Below are 17230 nucleotides of genomic sequence, written 5' to 3'. Positions count from 1 at the left end.
TCACTGGGCCACCGCCGGGAGTGTCGCGGTCAGCTCGAAGCCGCCTTCGGCCGTCGGCGCCGCATGGAACACCCCGCCCACCAGCTCGACCCTCTGCCGCAGCCCCAGCAGCCCCGTGCGGGAGGAGGGGGGCAGCGCCGGAGTCCCGGCCGCGGTCGCCGGGTTGCTGACGCTGACCAGCAGCGCGGGCCCCTCCTGGCTGAGCCGGACCTGGACGGGGGCCCCGGGGGCGTGCTTGCGGGCGTTGGTCAGCGCCTCCTGAACCACCCGGTAGGCGGTCCGGCCGAGCGCCGGCGAGACCGTGATGCCGTCGTCCTGGGCCAGCTCGACCACCAGCCCCGACTCCGCGACCAGCCGCGAGACGTCGACGAGCGTCGGCTGCGGGGCCAGCTCGACCAGCCCGGCGTCGTGCAGGACGCCCACCACCTCGCGGAGCTCGTCCAGCGCGCGCCGCCCGGTCGCGCGCAACTCCTCGGCGGCCAGTCTGACCTCGCCGTTCGGCGCGGCCATCCGTAGCGACCCCGCCTGGAGCACCATCAGGCTCACGTGGTGGGTCACCACGTCGTGCATCTCACGGGCCAGCCTGGTGCGCTCCTCGGCCCGCGCCTGCTCCACCAGGAACCGCTGCTCCCGCTCCGCGCGCTCGGCCCGCTCGGCCAGGGCCAGGTGGAGACGGCGCCGGCTGTCGGCGTAGAGGCCGAGGATCGTCGCGGGGACCACCACCAGCCCGCAGATCGAGACCAGTTGCAGCGCCACCGCCAGGCTCCGGGCCTCCCACAGATGCGACATCACCAGCAGGGCCACGGTCGCGACGGCGACCAGGAGCCGCCGGTCACCCCGGTGCGCGCCGAGGGAGTAAAGAGCGAACGGCGTCGCGAGCGGCACCTCGACATATCCCAGCGGGACCATGACGAGCGCGACCGCGAGCGGGAACCGCTGCCTGGCGAGTAGCGCGACGGCCCCGGTCACCTGCACCCAGAGCCCCTGCCACGGGACGTCGGGCAGCAGTGCCATGGGCACGGCACCGTTGATCATCAAGTCGCTGGTCACGCCCACCACACCCACGGCGGCAGCGAGCGCGACGTTCCCGGCCACCCGCCTGGCCTCGGCATACAGCTTCACACAGCCAAGCTATCCGGACCGTCTGACCGTCCCCGCCCGGCCGCCGAGAGATGCGACGAAAGTAGGTCCACACTCCCTACCTTCGCGACGCGTTCACACATCTTCCGCCGCTCGTGGCGGCCACCTGCCCGGCGGGACCCTCGAACTCCCCATACCAGGAGGTCCCATGAACGATCCGCCGGCCCCTCCCACGCTCCCCGATCCACCGGCGACACCGATGTCCCGGGAGGCCGCCCGGGCCGTGCTCGGCGTGACGGGCAGGAAGGACGACACCACCCCGCTGCTCCGCACGCTGAAAGAGCACGGCACCGGCCTCTCCTTCATGACCGGGCTGTCCGTCCTGGCCGTCGTGGACAACTTCCAGACCCAGGCCTTCAGCGTGCTCACCCCCGAGGTGTCGGCCGGCCTCGGGATGGACTTGGGCACGATCTCCGGCATCGTCGGTGTCCAGGGGATCGCGGCGGGCCTGGCCCCGTTCGCCGTCGCGACGTTGCTGCGTCGCTATCCCCACCGCGTACGGCTCGCGCTCGGCACCGGCTTCGCCTGGAGCGTCACCACCCTGTTCACCGGCATGGTGAGCGGGCCCGTGTCGCTGGGCGCGCTGATGCTGGTCAACGGGGCCACCACGGGCACGGTCGCACTGCTCCACCCGCCGCTGCTCATGGACGCCTACCCGCCCGCCGCCCGGATGCGGATCATGTCGCTCTACTCGGCCTCCACTCCGCTGGCCAACATCATGGCGCCGCTGTTCATCGCGGGTCTGGTGTCGTGGCTCGGCATGGACTGGCGGGCTGTGTTCATCTCGCTCGGAGTGGTCTCCGTGCTGGCCTGCCTGTTCGCGCTGCGGCTGCGCGAGCCGGTGCTCGGCCGCTGGGACGTGGCCGAGCTGAGCGCCCGCGCCGGGACCTCGCCGCCGGCGGGCCACGACGATCCGATGGGCTTCCTCGCGACGGTCGGGCGGGTGCTGCGGATCCCGTCGATCCGGCGGATGGCCATGGGGTTCACCGCGATCGGCGCGCTGGCCGTGCCGTACGGGGTGGTGATCTCCACGCTGCTGGACAGCGAGTGGGGGCTCTCGGTCGGCCAGCGCGGACTGTTCACCAGTGCCGCGGCGGTGGTCTCGATCGTCGCCCTGGCCGTGTTCGGCGGCCGGGCCGAGGCCGCCTACCGGGCGGGGCCCGCCCGGTTCATGGCGCTCAGCGGCGGGGCGCTCGCGCTGGCCGCCTCGGCCTTCGCCCTGTCGGCGCTCGTGCCGAGCCTCTGGCTGGTGCTCGCCCTGCTGGCCCTGGGCCAGGCGCTGCTGGCCGTCATCGGGCCGTGCCTGTTCATCGGCGGGCTCTCGGTCGTGCGACCGGCGGACCGTGCGCACGCCATGGCCGCCCTGGGCCTGATCCTCGCCTTCGGCGGGCTGGCCGGCGCCGGGCTGCTCGCCCTGGCGACCGCCTTCCTCGACGTGCGGGGGGCGATGCTCCTGCTGCTGCTGCCCGCCATCGCCGGGTCGCTGTTCATCGCGACCCTGCACAAGACCCTCATGGGCGATCTCGACGCCCTGATCGACCACGCGATCGGAGAAGACAAGCGATGCTAGACAGATACCGCAGGGCCGAGGCCCTGCACATCTCCCGGCACGACAGCCTGGTCCACCGGGCGACGGTGATCCCCAACTGGGAGGGCGACTCCTTCTGGTACCGGGTGAGCACCCCCGATGGTCCCGAGTGTTTCCGGGTGTTCCCGGAAACGGGGGAACGGCGGAGGATCGAGGATCCGGGGGGCGAGCAGGCGGCGCCGCCGGAGATCACCGGGGTTCAGACGTCTCCCGGCGGCCGGTACACCGTGGCCGTGCGGGACGACAACCTCGTGGTGAACGACGAGTTCTTCACCACGGACGGCGAGCCTGGCCACGACTACGGCCTCCCCAGCGACCAGGGAAAGCCGCCGATCGTGGCCCGGCAGGCGGGCATGAGCGCGCCGCCGCTGGTCGAGTGGGCGCCGGACGGCCGCAGGTTCGTCACCCTCCGGGTGGACCAGAGGCATGTGCCGACGCTCACCATGACCCAGTCGTGCCCCCCGGACGAAAGCCCCCGCCCGCTGGTCCACACGCTCCACTACGAGATGCCGGGAGATCCGCTGCCGACCTTCCAGCAGATGATCCTCGATGCGGAGACCGGCGCCCGGGTCGACATCGCGATCGAGCCGCTGCCCTTCACCCATGACAGCCCACTCGGCCTCAAGCGGGTCTGGTGGGAAGACGACGACACCCTCTGGATGCTGTACGGCACGCGTGGCTACAAGGCCGCCAGGCTCTACCGGATCGACGCGCGGACCGGCGCCGCCGAGGTCGTCCTGGAGGAGACCAACGACACGATCATGAAATCGTCGCCCACGATCGTCGAGTTCCCGCTCGTGCGCGCCCGCGGCGACGAGGTCCTGTGGTTCTCCGACCGCTCTGGCTGGGGCCATCTCTGGCTTTACGCGAACGGCGAGCTGAAGAACGCCGTCACCGAGGGAGAGTGGCTGGTCCGCGACCTCGTCCACGTCGACTGGGACGCCCGGGAGGTGTTCTTCGTCTCCGGCGGGCACGGCTCCAACCCCTACTACCGGCGGCTGTGCCGGGCAGGTCTCGACGGGACCGGCGTCACCGTGCTCACCCCCGAGGACGCCGACCATCAGATCGCCGCGTCACCGGACGGCCGCTGGTTCGTCGACACCTACGCCACGCCCGCCCAGCCCCCCGTCACGGTGCTGCGCGACGCCACCGGGGGCATCGTCACCGAGCTGGAGCGGGCCGACCTCACCGCGTTGGAGAAGGCCGGGTGGCGGGCGCCCGAGCCGTTCACGGTCAAGGCCGCCGACGGCGGGACCGACATCCACGGCCTGCTCCACCTGCCCGCGGACTTCGACCCGTCGAAGAGCTATCCGATCCTCGACTCGGTCTACAACGGTCCGCAGATCACCCGGCAGCTCCGCACGACGCTGCGCGGCTTCCCGATCGACCCGTTCCTGCTCGACCCGGCGGGCGGAGCCCCGTCGTTCGCACAGCTCGGCTTGGCCGTCGTGGTCATCGACGGGCGCGGCACGCCGTACCGGTCGAAGGCCTTCCACGACGCCTCCTACGGTGACCCGGCCGTGACGGTGGGACTGGAGGACCACGTGGCGGCGATCAGGCAGCTCGCGGCCGAGCGTCCTTATCTCGACCTGTCAAGGGTCGGGATCGCCGGGCACTCGGGCGGCGGAACGGCCACCGTCCAGGCGGTGCTGCGCCACCCCGACCTCTTCACCGTGGGCGTGGCCTCCGCGGGCGACTACGACCACAGCGGCTACTACGCGATCTGGGGCGAGACCTTCCAGGGCCCGCCGCCCCAGGACTACACCGCCGGATCGCCGCTACCGCTGGCCGGGGAGCTGAAGGCCAAGCTGCTGCTGCTCTTCGGCGAGATGGACGACAACTGCCATCCGGCCATGTCGCTCCGCGTCGCCAACGCCCTGATCGGTGCGGACAAGGACTTCGAGATGCTCATGGTCCCCAACGCCACCCACGGCTACGGCCCCGCCGAGGCCCACGTGCTGCGCCGCCAGTGGGACTTCCTCACCCGCCACCTGATCGGTCAGGAACCTCCGGCCGACTACCGCATCGACCCGACCTTCGGAGCGGCCAAGTGACCGCCGAGCTCCGCGACCGCTCCCAGGCGCGCGGCCCCCGCGACACGCAGGGCCTCCCCGAGCCGGACGACCTGAGCGCCAGGCTCGCCGAACTCGCCCGCCGGCACGGGATCATCGGCGCGGCCGTCGCGTTCAGCCGGGGCGGCGCCGTGGTCGAGGCCTGCACAGGCGTGCTCAACACGCGCACCGGTGCCCCGGTCACCGTCGACTCGCTGTTCCAGGTCGGCTCGGTCGCCAAGGCCTGGACCGCCACGCTGGTCATGCAGCTCGTCGGCGAGGGGAGGCTCTCCCTGGACCAGACCGTCCGGTCTGTGCTGCCCGGCTTCGCCGTCAAAGACGAGGACGTGGCGGCGAGTGTCACGGTCCGGCAGCTCCTCGCCCACACGGCCGGCTTCGAGGGTGACGTGTTCGTCGACACAGGCAGGGGCGACGACGCCGTGGAGAAGCTCGTCGCCCTGCTCGCCGACACGCCACAGCTCTTCCCGCCCGGCGCCATGTGGTCCTACAACAACGCCGCCTACTGCGTGCTCGGCCGGATCGTGGAGGTGTTGCGCGGCATGCCGTACGCCACGGCGCTGCGCACCCACATCGCCGCCCCGCTCGGTCTCAGCCACGTCGCCACCTGCGCCGACGAGGCGATCCTGTACGGCACCGCGGTCGGCCACACTGGCGGCGAACCGGTCCCGCTCTGGTCGCTGATGAGGTCCAACGAACCCGCCGGGTCGTGTCTGGCCATGCGCGCCCGCGATCTGCTGGCCTTCGCCCACATGCACCTGCGCGGCGGCCTCGCCGAGGACGGCACGCGCGTGCTGCCGGAGGATCTCGCGGTGCTGATGCGTGAGCCTCAGATCGGGCTGCCTGACCTGGGCCGGCCGTCGTCGTGGGGGCTCGGCTGGAGCCTGCCGGAGTGGGAGGGCGGGGTGGTGGTCGGGCACGACGGGTCCACTCCCGGGCAGGAGGCCTCGCTGCGGACGGTGCCGGAAGCCGGGGTGGCCGCCGTGTTGCTGACCAACGGCGGCGATCCTGGCCCGCTGGTCACCGAGCTGTTCCAGCCGGTGATCGAGGAGCTCGCCGAGGTCAGGGCGCCCGCGCCGCCGGTGCCCCCGGCCGTGCCGCTCGCCGTCGACCTCCCCCGCTACATCGGCCGTTACCTCTCCACCACGGCCGCCTGGGACGTGGCGGCCGACGAGGTCGGATCACTCTGGCTCACCGTCACTCCGCTCGGTGTCATGGCCGAGCACGGCGAGTCACAACGGTTCCGGCTGGTGAGGCTGCGCGGCGACACGTTCCTGTTCGCCGAGCCGCAGGGGGGCGTCCATCCGGCGATCCCCTTCGTGGGAGGAGAGCGGATCGACTTCCTGCACACCGGGCGGGCCAACCCCCGGCAGGAACCTCTCTCCATAACCTGAGGCCCGGCCGTGATCGCCGGCGGTCACCGGCCGCCTCGTGGTCCCGCAGGCCGGTCCTCGGCACCCGTCCCGCCCGCGAAAGCGCCGGCCTCCCGGTGAAGTGCCCTTTCGTGGAACGTCGACTATGGTCGAGGCGATGAGGGAACCGCGGTGGGGCACACCCAGGCCCACCGCGGCCGTCGTGGTGGGCCTTGTTCTCATGGTCGTTCTGGCCGCCGTCGCGCCCTCTCCGAGTCCCGGCGGGCGAAGGCCCGCCGGCACCGCCACCGGCCTCTGGGTTCCGCAGACCGGCGACGCCTACCAGGCGACCGCACCCAGACTCCTGGCCGGCGGGGCCGAGCACCTGCCGACGCCGAGGCAACTCCGCTCCCTGCCCGCGGTCGGCACTGTGGCGGCGTCCAATGCCCCGCCGTCTCGCGCCTGGCTCCCCGTGGAGCCCGCCGCCGTTTCCCGGCGCGACGTTCAGCGGATCGTCACCTCACGCAGCCCACCTCTTTCCTAGGCTCCTCGCCCTTCCAGACCTCCGTCGAGCGGTGAACTCGACCGAGGTCCCTCAGCCGCGCGGTGCCGCGCACCGCCCTGTGCCCAGGTTCCGGCTTTCACGATGGCGGACCGCGCTCTGCCCGGACCGCCGCGAGTCATTCAAGGAGTCGATGTCGTCATGGGTGACATCCGATCGTCAGACAGGCTGCTGGAGGAGTACCGGCGCAACGCCGTGCAGTTGGCGGAATTCCGCGCGCTGCTGCACGAACGGCTCACCGCCGCGCGAGCGGAGCGGGACTCCCTCCCCGGGGACGAGCACCTGCCCGAGCCTCCGGAAGCGGGCGAACCCATTCCGCTGGCCTGGGGGCGCGCCAAGCGCGCCGGAACGGCCGTCGCGGAGATCGAGGCCGCCATCGAACGGCTGAACTCCGGGGTGTACGGCACCTGCCGGCGGTGCGGGGCGTCCATCGCCCTGCGACGGCTGCGCCGGATTCCGCACACCCGGCACTGCGTCGTCTGCCGGGACACGAGGAGGTGAGGAGATGACCGATCCCGGTAGACGGGCCGCCCTTGACCTGGGCACCGCCCGGACCAGGCTGCTGCTCTCCGGCGGCGACACGCTGATCGACGAGCCCTCCGCCGTCCCGGCGGATCCGTCGAGTCAGGTCACGGGTGCGGCCGACGCCGTACCTGACGGACGATGGCGCTGGCCGGTACGGCACGGCATCGTCACCGACCCGCCCGGATGCGCCCGGCTGGCCCGCCGTGTCCTGCGCACCTCGGCCACGTCAGGCACGGCTCCGCTGGAACGACTGCTGCTCGGCGTTCCGGTGGCCGCCTCCGAGGCGGAACGGCGTGCCGCCGTCAGGGCGGTGTTCGAGGTGGCGGCCTGCCCGGTGGCGGTGGTGGAGGAACCGCTGGCGGCCGCGGCCGGCAGCGGGGTGAGCATGGCCGACCCTCGCCCACGGCTCCTGCTGGACATGGGGGCCGGGATCATCGAGGCGGCCCTCATCAGTCGCGGCCGGGTGCTCGACACCGGCTCCGTGCAGATCCTGATGGACTTCCACGCCGGCGCGGCCACCGGAGTGCCCGCCCACCTGCTCACCCGGGTCGCGGCCATGGTCGCCGACCTCGTCGACCGCGTCCCCTCCTCCATCCGGCGAGGGGTGCGTGACGGTGGCCTGCTCATCACCGGCGGCGGCGCCACCCGCCCGGGCCTGGCCCGGTATCTCTGCTCCGCTCTGCGCCTCAGCGTCAGCGTGGCCCCCGATCCGGCACACGCCACCGTCCGCGGCCTGGCTCTGCTGCTGGCCTCGGATCGCCGCTGAACTCCGCTCCGGCCTCCTCAACGACCTTTCGAAAGGCTCCGATGACCCGAGATCCGCCTCCGCGCCCGTCAGGGGTGGAGGCGACACTGTTTAAACAAGTTGTTTAACACGATTTATTGACAACAGGCCGTTCGATAGGCGATCGTGGTTCGCATGTCCGCGAACCACGATGAATCAGCCGGCGCCTTCACGCCTCCGAACCCGAGCCAGGCGCGAGCGCACCGCGAGTACGCCGCCCTGTCGCGCATCACCGAGCGCCACGCGACCGACGACGCCCAGCGCCGCCGGCAGGTCCACTCCACGGTGCTCGGGGCGCACGAGGCCGTCAGGCTCGTGTCGTTCCTGCTGAGCGGCGCCGCCGAGCGCGAGGAGGGCGAGCCGGAGGTGGACCGCGCCGACATCACCGCCGCCCTGACCCTGCTGCCCCGCGCCCGCGCGGAGATGGACGAGCTGGAGGCTGCGCTCCTGCTCATGGCGCGAGGCCGCGAGCTCACCTGGCAGGAGATCGCCTTCGGCCTCGGCCTCGGCACCCCTCAGGCGGCCAAACAACGCTACGAACGACTGGCCGGCCGCACCGAGGGGTCCACGAACGCGCCGGCCACACGGTGATCCTTGGCCGGATGACGGTCTCCAGCGGTCTCTCGACCGGGTCGGCCGCGCGGATGGTGCCGCCCTCAGCGCGGATCTTCTCCAGGCAGGCGGTGATCCTCGGAGGTGAGCTCCGGCAGTGCCGCCGGGCCGGGACGCGGGGAGGTCTCCTGCGGGGGATCCGGCAGAGGCGGCGGACGCTCAGGAGCCGGGCGCGGGGGAGGGCGGAGTCAGACTCCATACCCGTATCTCTCCATCGAAGCCGGCGGAGACGACGACCGGCCGTCCCCGCAGTCGCGTCACCAGCATCGTCGTGATCTCCTGTGTGCGGCCGGTGGACGGCCTGCCGATCTGCCCGCGGGTGGCCAGATCCCACACCCGCACCCCGTCGTAGCCGCCGGAGACGACGACCGGCCGCCCCGCCAACTCCGCCACCGTCACCGACTCGACTCCCGAGGTGTGCCCGGTGAACGGGCTGCCGATCTGCTCGCGGGTGGCCAGATCCCACACCCGCACAGTGCTGTCGTCACCGCCGGAGACACCGGAGACGACGACCGGCCGCCCCGCCAACTCCGTCACCGCCAACGTCACCGACAGGTCGGCGTCGGTGTAGCCGGTGAACGGGCTGCCGATCTGCTCGCGGGTGGCCAGATCCCACACCCGCGCAGTGCGCCCCCCGTCGCCGCCGCTGCTGCCGGAGACGACGACCGGCCGTCCCGCCAACTCCGCCACCGCCATCGAATGGATTCCCCCGGTGTGCCCGGTGAACGGCCTGCCGACCGGCATGCCGAAGGGAACGACCTTCGAAGTCTGACCGGGCGACGGAGCGGAGGTCCTGGAGAAACCCGTGGCGGATGAGGACGGTGACGACAGGGCCGAGGCTCCGGAGGGGGTCGTGGACGGCGGAGTGGAGGATTCAGGGGACTCCGGTTGCCACGGCCAGAAGACCGCGGCAGCCGGGATGAGAACGGCGACGATCGCCGCCGCGGCCACCAGGCGTCCCCTGACGGAACGGCGCGGGACACGGGACGCCGGAGGCGGCGGGGCGGGGCCGCGCGGCCGGTGATCCACCGTGCTGGATTCCTCACGGGTGAGGGTGGCGAGCAGGTCGGCCACGGTGGGCCGGGCGCCGGGGTCCTTGGCCAGGCAGGCTGCCAGCAGCGGGCGGATACGCTCGGGCACTCCGGCGAGGTCGGGTTCGCGGTTGGAGACGGCGTTCATCACCGCCGCCGGTATGGCGCCGGGGAATGCCGGATGCCGCGTGGCGGCGAACACCATGGTGGCGGCCCAGCTGAACACATCCGACGCCGGGCCGGCCTGGTGACCGTCAAGCTGTTCCGGCGACAGGTAGGCGGGGGTGCCCACCAGCCCCGAACCCGTGGTGGTGACGGCCAGCACCCGGGCGATTCCGAAGTCGATGACCACCGGCCCCTCCGGGCCCATGATCACGTTGTCGGGTTTGAAATCACGGTGGATGATTCCTGCCCGGTGGATCGCGGCCAGCGCCGTCAGGGTGGCGACCGCGAGCCGGTCCAGGCCGCTGCCGATCCGCGGCCCGTCGCCGGTGACCAGTTCCTTCAGTGAAGGCCCGGGGATGTACTCACTGACCAGGTAGGGCCGATCGCCGACAATCCCCCCGCCCAGCACCTGGGCGGTGCAGAACGCCGCGACCCGGCGGGTGATCTCCGCCTCGCGCATGAACCGCTCGCGCACCTTGGGATCGGTCGCCATCCGGACGTGGAGCACCTTGATCGCGACCTTGCGGTCCGCAGGATCGTGGCCGAGGTAGACCACGCCCTGACCTCCGTCGCCCAGCACCCCGCTCAGCCGGTAGCCGCCGATCCGCTCGGGGTCGTCCACGGTCAGCGAGCCCGGCTCGGACATCGCTCACCTCGTCTCCACGTCCCCGTCAGCGGACGGCCGGAACCGCTTCTGATCCAAGGAATGACGATAGGCGGCCCCCTGCCGCAGCAGAAGCCCCGCGGCCCGGAATGCTCCGGGCAGCCGATCCGGAGAGGCCCGGCCTCAGGGCCAGGAGGAGTCCTGGTCGGGGTCGCCGCCGTCGGAGAGCAGCTTGATGTCCGACTCGACCATCATCGCCACCAGCTCCTCGAAGGTGACCGAGGGTTCCCAGCCGAGCTGGACGCGGGCCTTCTTCGGGTCGGCGCAGAGCAGGTCGACCTCGGCGGGGCGGTGCAGGGTCTGGTCGGTGACGACGTACCGCTCCCAGTCGAGCCCGGCGGCGGCGAAGGCGGCCTCGGTCAGGTCGCGGACGGTCTGGGTGCGGCCGGTGCCGATCACGTAGTCCTCAGGCGTGTCCGTCTGGAGCATCAGGTGCATCGCACGGACGTAGTCTCCGGCGAACCCCCAGTCTCGACGCGCCTCCATGTTGCCCAGGCGCAGCTCCGACGCGACGCCGAGCTTGATCCTGGCCACCCCGAGGCTCACCTTCCTGGTGACGAACTCGGCGCCCCTGCGCGGGGACTCGTGGTTGAACAGGATCCCCGACACCGCGTACATGCCGTACGACTCGCGGTAGTTCTGCGTCAGGAAGTGCCCGTACGCCTTGGCCACGCCGTACGGCGAGCGGGGGTGGAATGGGGTGATCTCGGTCTGCGGGGTCTCGCGGACCTGGCCGAACATCTCCGAGGACGACGCCTGGTAGAACCGGATCTGCCCGGATCCGGCGGCCGTACGCGAGGAGGAGATCCCGGAGCAGACCCGGATGGCCTCCAGCATGCGCAGCACGCCCATGCCGGTCACCTCGCCGGTGAGCTCGGCCTGCTCCCACGACATGGGGACGAACGAGATGGCGCCCAGGTTGTAGACCTCGTCGGGCTGGACCTTCTCGACCGCGGAGATCAGCGAACCCTGGTCGAGCAGGTCACCCCGGACGAGCTGAACGTCCTGCAGGAGCTTGCGGAGCCGTGAGACGCGCGGGTTGGCCTGCCCTCGGGCCAGACCGAAGACCTCGTAGCCCTGACTGAGCAGGCACTCGGCCAGATAGGAACCGTCCTGCCCGGTGATACCTGTGATCAGCGCGCGCCTGGCCAACGCGTCCTCCTCGCTTGCGGGGGCGGGACCTATGCCTGGTCTTATGCCGTTTGATTGGCGAATGTACCGTCCCACCCCCGTGTGGGCACTATCTCCCTCACGGCGCAGCTAGAACGCGTTCCACCGAATCCTGTTCGGTCAGGTTAACCTCCCAGCTCGCGCCCGGTGAAGCAGGCCCTAGGAACAATTCCACATCAGGTACAACAGAGCTACCGAATGGTAGTGTCCGAGGACTAAGGTCATCTTTCACGGTACCTGTCCCCTTTCGGGCAGGGTGAGAAAGGGGTTGCCGTGCCGGGTGCTGAATCACTGCGGGTGGCACTGCTGTCGTATCGCAGCAAGCCGACCTGCGGTGGGCAGGGCGTCTACCTGCGTCACCTCAGCCGCGAGCTGGTCGCCCTCGGGCACAGCGTGGAGGTCCTCTCCGGCCAGCCCTACCCGGAGCTCGACGAGGGCGTCATCCTCACCAAGGTCCCCAGCCTGGACCTGTACCGCGACGAGGACCCCTTCCGTACTCCCGGCCTCCGCGAGTACCGCGACTGGATCGACCTGCTCGAGGTCGGCACCATGTGGACCGCCGGGTTTCCCGAGCCGCTGACCTTCACCCTGCGCGCACACCGCGAGCTGAAGAAGCGCGTCGGCGACTTCGACGTGGTGCAGGACAACCAGACCCTCGGCTACGGACTGCTCGGCATCCAGAAGCTGTTCCCCGTGGTCGGGACCATCCACCACCCGATCAGCGTGGACCGGCGCATCGAGCTGAAGGCGGCTCCGCTGCGCAAGAAGCTCTCCATGCGCCGCTGGTACGGCTTCGTGCGCATGCAGGCCAAGGTCGCGCCGCGGCTCAGCCCGATCCTGACCGTCAGCGAGTCCTCCCTCGCCGACATCCACCGCGACTTCAACGTGCCCCAGAAGAACATGCGGCTCATCCCGCTGGGCGTCGACACCCGCTACTTCCACCCGCGCCCGGAGCTTCCCAAGCGGCCCGGCTCCATCGTCGCGGTGGCCAGCGCCGACTCCCCGATGAAGGGGGTCGCGACGCTGCTGCGGGCCGTGGCGAAGCTCGCCACCGAGCGCGACGTCCACCTGACGGTGGTCAGCAAGCCCACCCCCGGCGGCCCGACCGAGAAGCTCGTCGGCGAGCTGGCGCTGCGGGACCGGGTCAGGTTCGTGCACGGCATCTCCGACACCGAACTGGGCGAGCTGATCGCCACCTCGGAGATCTCGGTCGTCCCCTCCCTGTACGAGGGCTTCTCGCTGCCCGCCGTCGAGCACATGGCCTGCGGCACCCCGCTGGTCGCCAGCCGTACCGGGGCGCTGCCCGAGGTCGTCGGCGACGCCGCCGTACAGGTGGCCCCCGGCGACCCCGAGGAGCTGGCCGCGGTGCTGCGCCGCCTGCACGACTCTCCCGAGGAGCGGGCCGCGGTGGGCAAGAAGGGCTACGACCGGGTCATGGAACGCTTCACCTGGAACGTCGTCGCCAAGCGGACCGTGGAGGCCTACCACGAGGCCATCCAGGCCCACCGCGCGAAGTGAGCGACCCCCTGAAACGATCACCTCTCACAAGGAGCGGCCAGTGCTGACTGTCGACTTCGACCGGTTGCCCGTGGGTCCGGGAACCCGGGTGCTGGACCTGGGGTGTGGCGGCGGACGCCACGCGTTCGAGGTGCTGCGGCGCGGTGCCGACGTGGTGGCCTTCGACATGGACGCGGGGGAGCTGGAAGGCGTGGCGAGCATGTTCGCCGCGATGGACAAGGCCGGTGAGATACCGCCCGGGGCGACGGCGGACACCGTGACGGGCGACGCACTCGACATGCCGTTCGAGGACGGCGCCTTCGACCGGGTGATCGCGGCCGAGGTACTGGAGCACATCCCCGACGACATGGCCGCGATGCGGGAGATCTTCCGGGTCCTCAAGCCTGGTGGCCAGGCGGCCATCACGGTGCCGAGCTTCCTGCCGGAACGGATCTGCTGGGCGCTCGACGAGGCGTACCACACCGCTCCCGGCGGGCACGTCCGCATCTACACGCTGGCCGAGCTGAGCGCGAAGCTCAAGTCGACGGGCTTCACCATCGGCCCGCACCACCACGCCCACGGCCTGCACGCGCCGTACTGGTGGATCAAGTGCGCGGTCGGCGTCGACAACAACGACCACCCGCTGGCCAAGGCCTACCACGAGCTGCTGGTCTGGGACATCATGAAGCGCCCCGCCGCCACCAGGATCGCCGAGGCCGTGCTCAACCCGCTCATCGGCAAGAGCGTGGTGCTCTACGTCCGGAAGCCCGCATGATCTCCTGGGAACAGGTTGTGCAGACCGCCCAGAGCATCGCGGCGGTACAGGAGCCCGACGGCGGCGTCCCATGGCCCGAGGGGCACGTGGACGCCTGGAACCATGTCGAGTGCCTGATGGCGATGAGCGTGGCGGGGCTGACCGGCCCCGCCCGCCGGGGATACGACTGGCTGGTCCGCACGCAGCGCTCCGACGGCTCCTGGCCGATGAAGCTGGTCGGCGGCGAGGCCGTCGAGCAGGGCGGGGAGTCCAACCACGCCGCCTACCTCGCGGTCGGCGTCTGGCACGAGCTGCTGGTGACCTCCGACGAGGACTTCGCCCGGCGGATGTGGCCTCCGGTCCGGGCGGCGCTGGACTTCGTGGTCGGCCTGCAGACCACCCGGGGCGAGATCGTCTGGGAGCGCGCGGCCGACGGCAGGCCCGCCGGGTACGCGCTGCTGACCGGCTGCGCCTCCATCCACCAGGGCCTGCGCTGCGGCGTGCTGCTCGGCGAGCACCTGGGCGACCCGCAGCCCGACTGGGAGCTGGCCGCCGACCAGCTCGGCCACGTACTGGTCGCCCACCCCGAGGCGTTCGCCGACAAGAGCCGCTTCTCGATGGACTGGTACTACCCGATCCTGGGCGGCGCGGTGCGCGGCCCGGCCGCGCGGGCACGGCTGGCCGAGGAGTGGGACACGTTCGTGGAGCCGGACCTCGGCATCCGCTGCGTCTCCGACCAGCCGTGGGTGACCGGTGCCGAGACGTGCGAGCTGGTGCTCACCCTCGACGCGCTGGGCGACCGGGACCGGGCACGGAAGCTCTTCTCGGACATGCAGCACCTGCGGCACGAGGACGGCTCGTACTGGACCGGCTGGCAGTTCGTGAACGAGAAGTGGTTCCCCTACGAGCGCTCCGCCTACACCGCGGCCGCGGTCGTACTCGCCGCCGACGCGCTGGCCGGGCACACCCCCGCCGCGGGCATCTTCCGCGACGCGGGCAGGTACCTGACCGACCGCCCCACCGCCGCCTGCGGCTGCAGCCACGCCCGTTCCAGGAGCTGAGCTCCCGGCCTCCGGCCGAGGCGTCGGCGTTTTCTTTGCACGGAATCAGAAACGTGGTGCTTGAAGGGCTGAATGCGGCTCACTACGTTCGGGTCCGTGAGTAATGCGGAGGGCACTCGGACGGTAGCTCAGAGCGATGACACCGAGACGGCCGGCGCGGAGGCCGCCCCGGAAGGCACCCCTGACCCGCCACCCCCCACCCCCTCGAACCCGGCACCCCCGCGGCGACCCGAACCCACGGGTTCGGCCGGCCCTCCGGACCCCGCCGAGCATCCGGGTCCGCAGGAATCCTCGGTCTCCTCCCCCCTGCCGGACTTCTCCGAGCCCGGCTCACCCGAACCCGACCTTTCCGAACCCGACCTTTCCGAGCCCGGCCTTTCCGAGCCGAGGGTGGCGGCTCCGGGGACGTCGGCACCGCCCAGGCCGAACGGCGTGGCCCGGCTGCTGTGGCAGAACCCCGCCCGGGTGGGGTTCGGGGTGCGGCGGTTCCGGCTGGGGCCGGCGCGCGAGCGGCTGGAGGGCGCGGAGCGGTCGTTCACGGCCGGGTTCAACGCGGTGGTCGCCGGGGAGGCCGAGCGGATCGACGACCTCCGCGAGGACCTGCGCGGTTTCGCGTACGAGGGCGCAGGCATGGCCTGCGCCACCCTCGACGTGCTCACCCTCACCGGTGGGCGCCGCCTGCGGGAGTTGCTGAGCGGGCCGGGGATGCGCTACCCGCACCTCATCCATTTGGGCACCGGCCGGGCGTACGCCCGGATGCGGTTACGGCCGATGTGGGGCGTCCGCTCGGTGCACCCGCTGCTGCGCTGGCTGGCCCACGACGGCTTCGGCTTCCACCAGGGTTTCTTCTCCGCGGACCGTACGGTGGGACGCCAGCGGACGGCGGGGCTCATGGACCGGACCCGGAGAGCGATCTTCGATCAGGGACTGGGGCGGATGCTCTGGTTCCACGAGTGCGCGGGGGCCGATGACGTCGTGCTGCGCATCGCCGAGTTTCCCGCGGGGCGCCGCGCCGACCTGTGGAGCGGCGTGGGTCTGGCCGCCACGTACACCGGGGGTGCCGGCGTCGCGGACCTGGGGCGGCTGGCCTCCGCTGCGGCCGAGGACGGTTTCCGCGCCCACCTCGCCCAGGGGTGCGCCTTCGCCTGCGCCTCCCGGCTGATATCGGCCGTGGTCCCCGAGCACACCGTCGCCGCCGCACCCGTGCTGTGCGGGGCCGAAGTGGACGAGGCGGCGGGCTGGACCGACACCGCGCTCGTCGCGCTGGGCCACAACGCGCACAGCGGCGACCACTACCAGGCCTGGCGGGCGGGAGTCCGGAAGGCCTGGGCACGGCGCGACCGCGACTTGTGACCGCGGCTCGAAGGAGTGGTGCGGACGATGCCGGACCGCGCCACCGCGAGCCGGTCGCGGCCGAGATCGTCACCTGCGGTTCGAAGGGGCGGTGAGAGCGATGTCAGGGGTTCGCAGGTACGCGGCGGGAGTCCTCGCCCTGATCGCCGCCGCCGCCGGGTGGAGGCTGACCGGCCTGCCGGACACCTCGGTCGCGGAGACGTCGGCCGACTTCTCCTTCCACGCGAGGCCGCTCGGGCCGCCCCCGGGGCCCGGTGACCGCACCCTGCGGCCGGTCGCGGCGGGATACGCCGGTCTCCAGGGCTGGGTGTCGTCGCTGGGCGCCGGGGTGGCGCTGTTCGACGTGGACAACGAGGTCGTCGCCGACGACCTGTGCCTGGTCGATCCCCGCCATGACACGGTGACCGTCAGGCGGGCACCGGGGACACCCCGGGGCTACCGGCCGTTCACGCTGGTCCCCCCGGATCGCAGGCGGTACGAGGCGCCGGCCGGGTGCCTGCCCGCCGACCTCGACCAGGACGGCTGGCAGGACCTGGTCGTCTACTACTGGGGCCGCTCCCCCTCGCTCTTCCTGCGCGTGCCCGGGGTACCCCCTTCCGGAACCGCCTTCCGCCACCGCGCGCTGACCACGGAGCCGGAGATCTGGAACACCAGCGCCGCCACGACCGGTGACTTCGACGGGGACGGCCGCCTCGACCTGGTCTTCGGCGACTATTTCCCCGACGGCGTCCGGGTGCTGGGCGACGGTGCCCCCAACGACGGTGCCCCCAACGACGGCGATCCCGGCAGTGCGGTGATGCCCGACTCGCTGTCCGCCGCCGCCAACGGCAACCGCCTGCTGCTCAGCGTGGTGCGTGGCATTCGTGATCTGGAGTATCAGGTGCTCGCGGTCACCGCGAGCAC

At 71.7% G+C, this 17230-nt stretch carries 15 protein-coding genes; 12 read left to right on the top strand and 3 right to left on the bottom strand.

Annotation, left to right across the window (positions count from 1 at the left end; genetic code table 11):
* The gene (locus ABZ260_RS12395; RefSeq protein WP_355616077.1) at window positions 1-1122 is read right to left on the bottom strand and encodes a histidine kinase; all 1122 of its coding nucleotides are present in this window, start codon (window positions 1120-1122) and stop codon (window positions 1-3) included.
* Between the two features lie 166 nt (window positions 1123-1288).
* Between ABZ260_RS12395 and ABZ260_RS12390 the strand changes: the two genes are divergently transcribed.
* The 7 genes from ABZ260_RS12390 to ABZ260_RS12360 all read left to right on the top strand — a co-directional run bounded on the left by ABZ260_RS12390 (window position 1289) and on the right by ABZ260_RS12360 (window position 8611).
* Entirely contained in the window at window positions 1289-2710 is a 1422-nt protein-coding gene (locus tag ABZ260_RS12390) for an MFS transporter (RefSeq protein WP_355616074.1), read from the top strand.
* Window positions 2704-4782 carry a DPP IV N-terminal domain-containing protein gene (locus ABZ260_RS12385; protein ID WP_355616072.1) on the top strand — a complete coding sequence of 693 codons (2079 nt, stop codon included), beginning with the start codon at window positions 2704-2706 and terminating at the stop codon, window positions 4780-4782. The genes ABZ260_RS12390 and ABZ260_RS12385 overlap by 7 nt, the downstream gene beginning before the upstream one ends.
* The gene (locus tag ABZ260_RS12380; RefSeq protein ID WP_355616070.1) at window positions 4779-6191 is read left to right on the top strand and encodes a serine hydrolase domain-containing protein; all 1413 of its coding nucleotides are present in this window, start codon (window positions 4779-4781) and stop codon (window positions 6189-6191) included. The genes ABZ260_RS12385 and ABZ260_RS12380 overlap by 4 nt, the downstream gene beginning before the upstream one ends.
* Window positions 6192-6327: 136 nt before the next feature.
* Window positions 6328-6693, top strand: coding sequence for a hypothetical protein (locus tag ABZ260_RS12375; protein WP_355616068.1), 366 nt, complete (start codon window positions 6328-6330; stop codon window positions 6691-6693).
* A gap of 159 nt (window positions 6694-6852) precedes the next feature.
* A complete protein-coding gene (locus ABZ260_RS12370) occupies window positions 6853-7212 on the top strand; it encodes a TraR/DksA C4-type zinc finger protein (protein WP_355616066.1) in 360 nt (119 codons plus the stop codon).
* A gap of 4 nt (window positions 7213-7216) precedes the next feature.
* Window positions 7217-8002: a rod shape-determining protein gene (locus tag ABZ260_RS12365; protein ID WP_355616064.1), complete on the top strand. Its 786-nt coding sequence runs from the start codon at window positions 7217-7219 to the stop codon at window positions 8000-8002.
* A gap of 153 nt (window positions 8003-8155) precedes the next feature.
* Window positions 8156-8611 carry a DNA-binding protein gene (locus tag ABZ260_RS12360; RefSeq protein WP_355616062.1) on the top strand — a complete coding sequence of 152 codons (456 nt, stop codon included), beginning with the start codon at window positions 8156-8158 and terminating at the stop codon, window positions 8609-8611.
* 180 nt (window positions 8612-8791) lie between these two features.
* On the opposite strand, the gene ABZ260_RS12355 is transcribed toward ABZ260_RS12360, so the two are convergent.
* Window positions 8792-10474 carry a serine/threonine-protein kinase gene (locus tag ABZ260_RS12355; protein WP_355616059.1) on the bottom strand — a complete coding sequence of 561 codons (1683 nt, stop codon included), beginning with the start codon at window positions 10472-10474 and terminating at the stop codon, window positions 8792-8794.
* Between the two features lie 141 nt (window positions 10475-10615).
* Window positions 10616-11644 (bottom strand): GDP-mannose 4,6-dehydratase, encoded by a 1029-nt coding sequence (locus tag ABZ260_RS12350; protein WP_355566704.1) that lies wholly within the window; start codon window positions 11642-11644, stop codon window positions 10616-10618.
* Window positions 11645-11935: 291 nt separating this feature from the next.
* Here ABZ260_RS12350 and ABZ260_RS12345 point away from each other — a divergent pair, with 291 nt between their 5' ends.
* The 5 genes from ABZ260_RS12345 to ABZ260_RS12325 all read left to right on the top strand — a co-directional run.
* Window positions 11936-13180 carry a glycosyltransferase family 4 protein gene (locus ABZ260_RS12345; protein ID WP_355566707.1) on the top strand — a complete coding sequence of 415 codons (1245 nt, stop codon included), beginning with the start codon at window positions 11936-11938 and terminating at the stop codon, window positions 13178-13180.
* Window positions 13181-13220: 40 nt separating this feature from the next.
* Window positions 13221-13934, top strand: coding sequence for a methyltransferase domain-containing protein (locus ABZ260_RS12340; protein WP_350914363.1), 714 nt, complete (start codon window positions 13221-13223; stop codon window positions 13932-13934).
* Window positions 13931-14974, top strand: coding sequence for a prenyltransferase (locus ABZ260_RS12335; protein WP_355616057.1), 1044 nt, complete (start codon window positions 13931-13933; stop codon window positions 14972-14974). Before ABZ260_RS12340 ends, ABZ260_RS12335 begins: the two co-directional genes overlap by 4 nt.
* Before the next feature lie 96 nt (window positions 14975-15070).
* A complete protein-coding gene (locus tag ABZ260_RS12330; protein WP_355616055.1) occupies window positions 15071-16327 on the top strand; it encodes a DUF1702 family protein in 1257 nt (418 codons plus the stop codon).
* 100 nt (window positions 16328-16427) lie between these two features.
* Window positions 16428-17230: VCBS repeat-containing protein (locus ABZ260_RS12325; protein ID WP_355616053.1), on the top strand; the 803-nt coding region annotated here is incomplete at its 3' end.

Origin of the sequence: Streptosporangium sp. NPDC006013 (assembly GCF_040614275.1) — a bacterium.
Classification (GTDB): Bacteria; Actinomycetota; Actinomycetes; order Streptosporangiales; family Streptosporangiaceae; genus Streptosporangium.
This window is presented reverse-complemented; position numbering and strand designations above follow the sequence as displayed.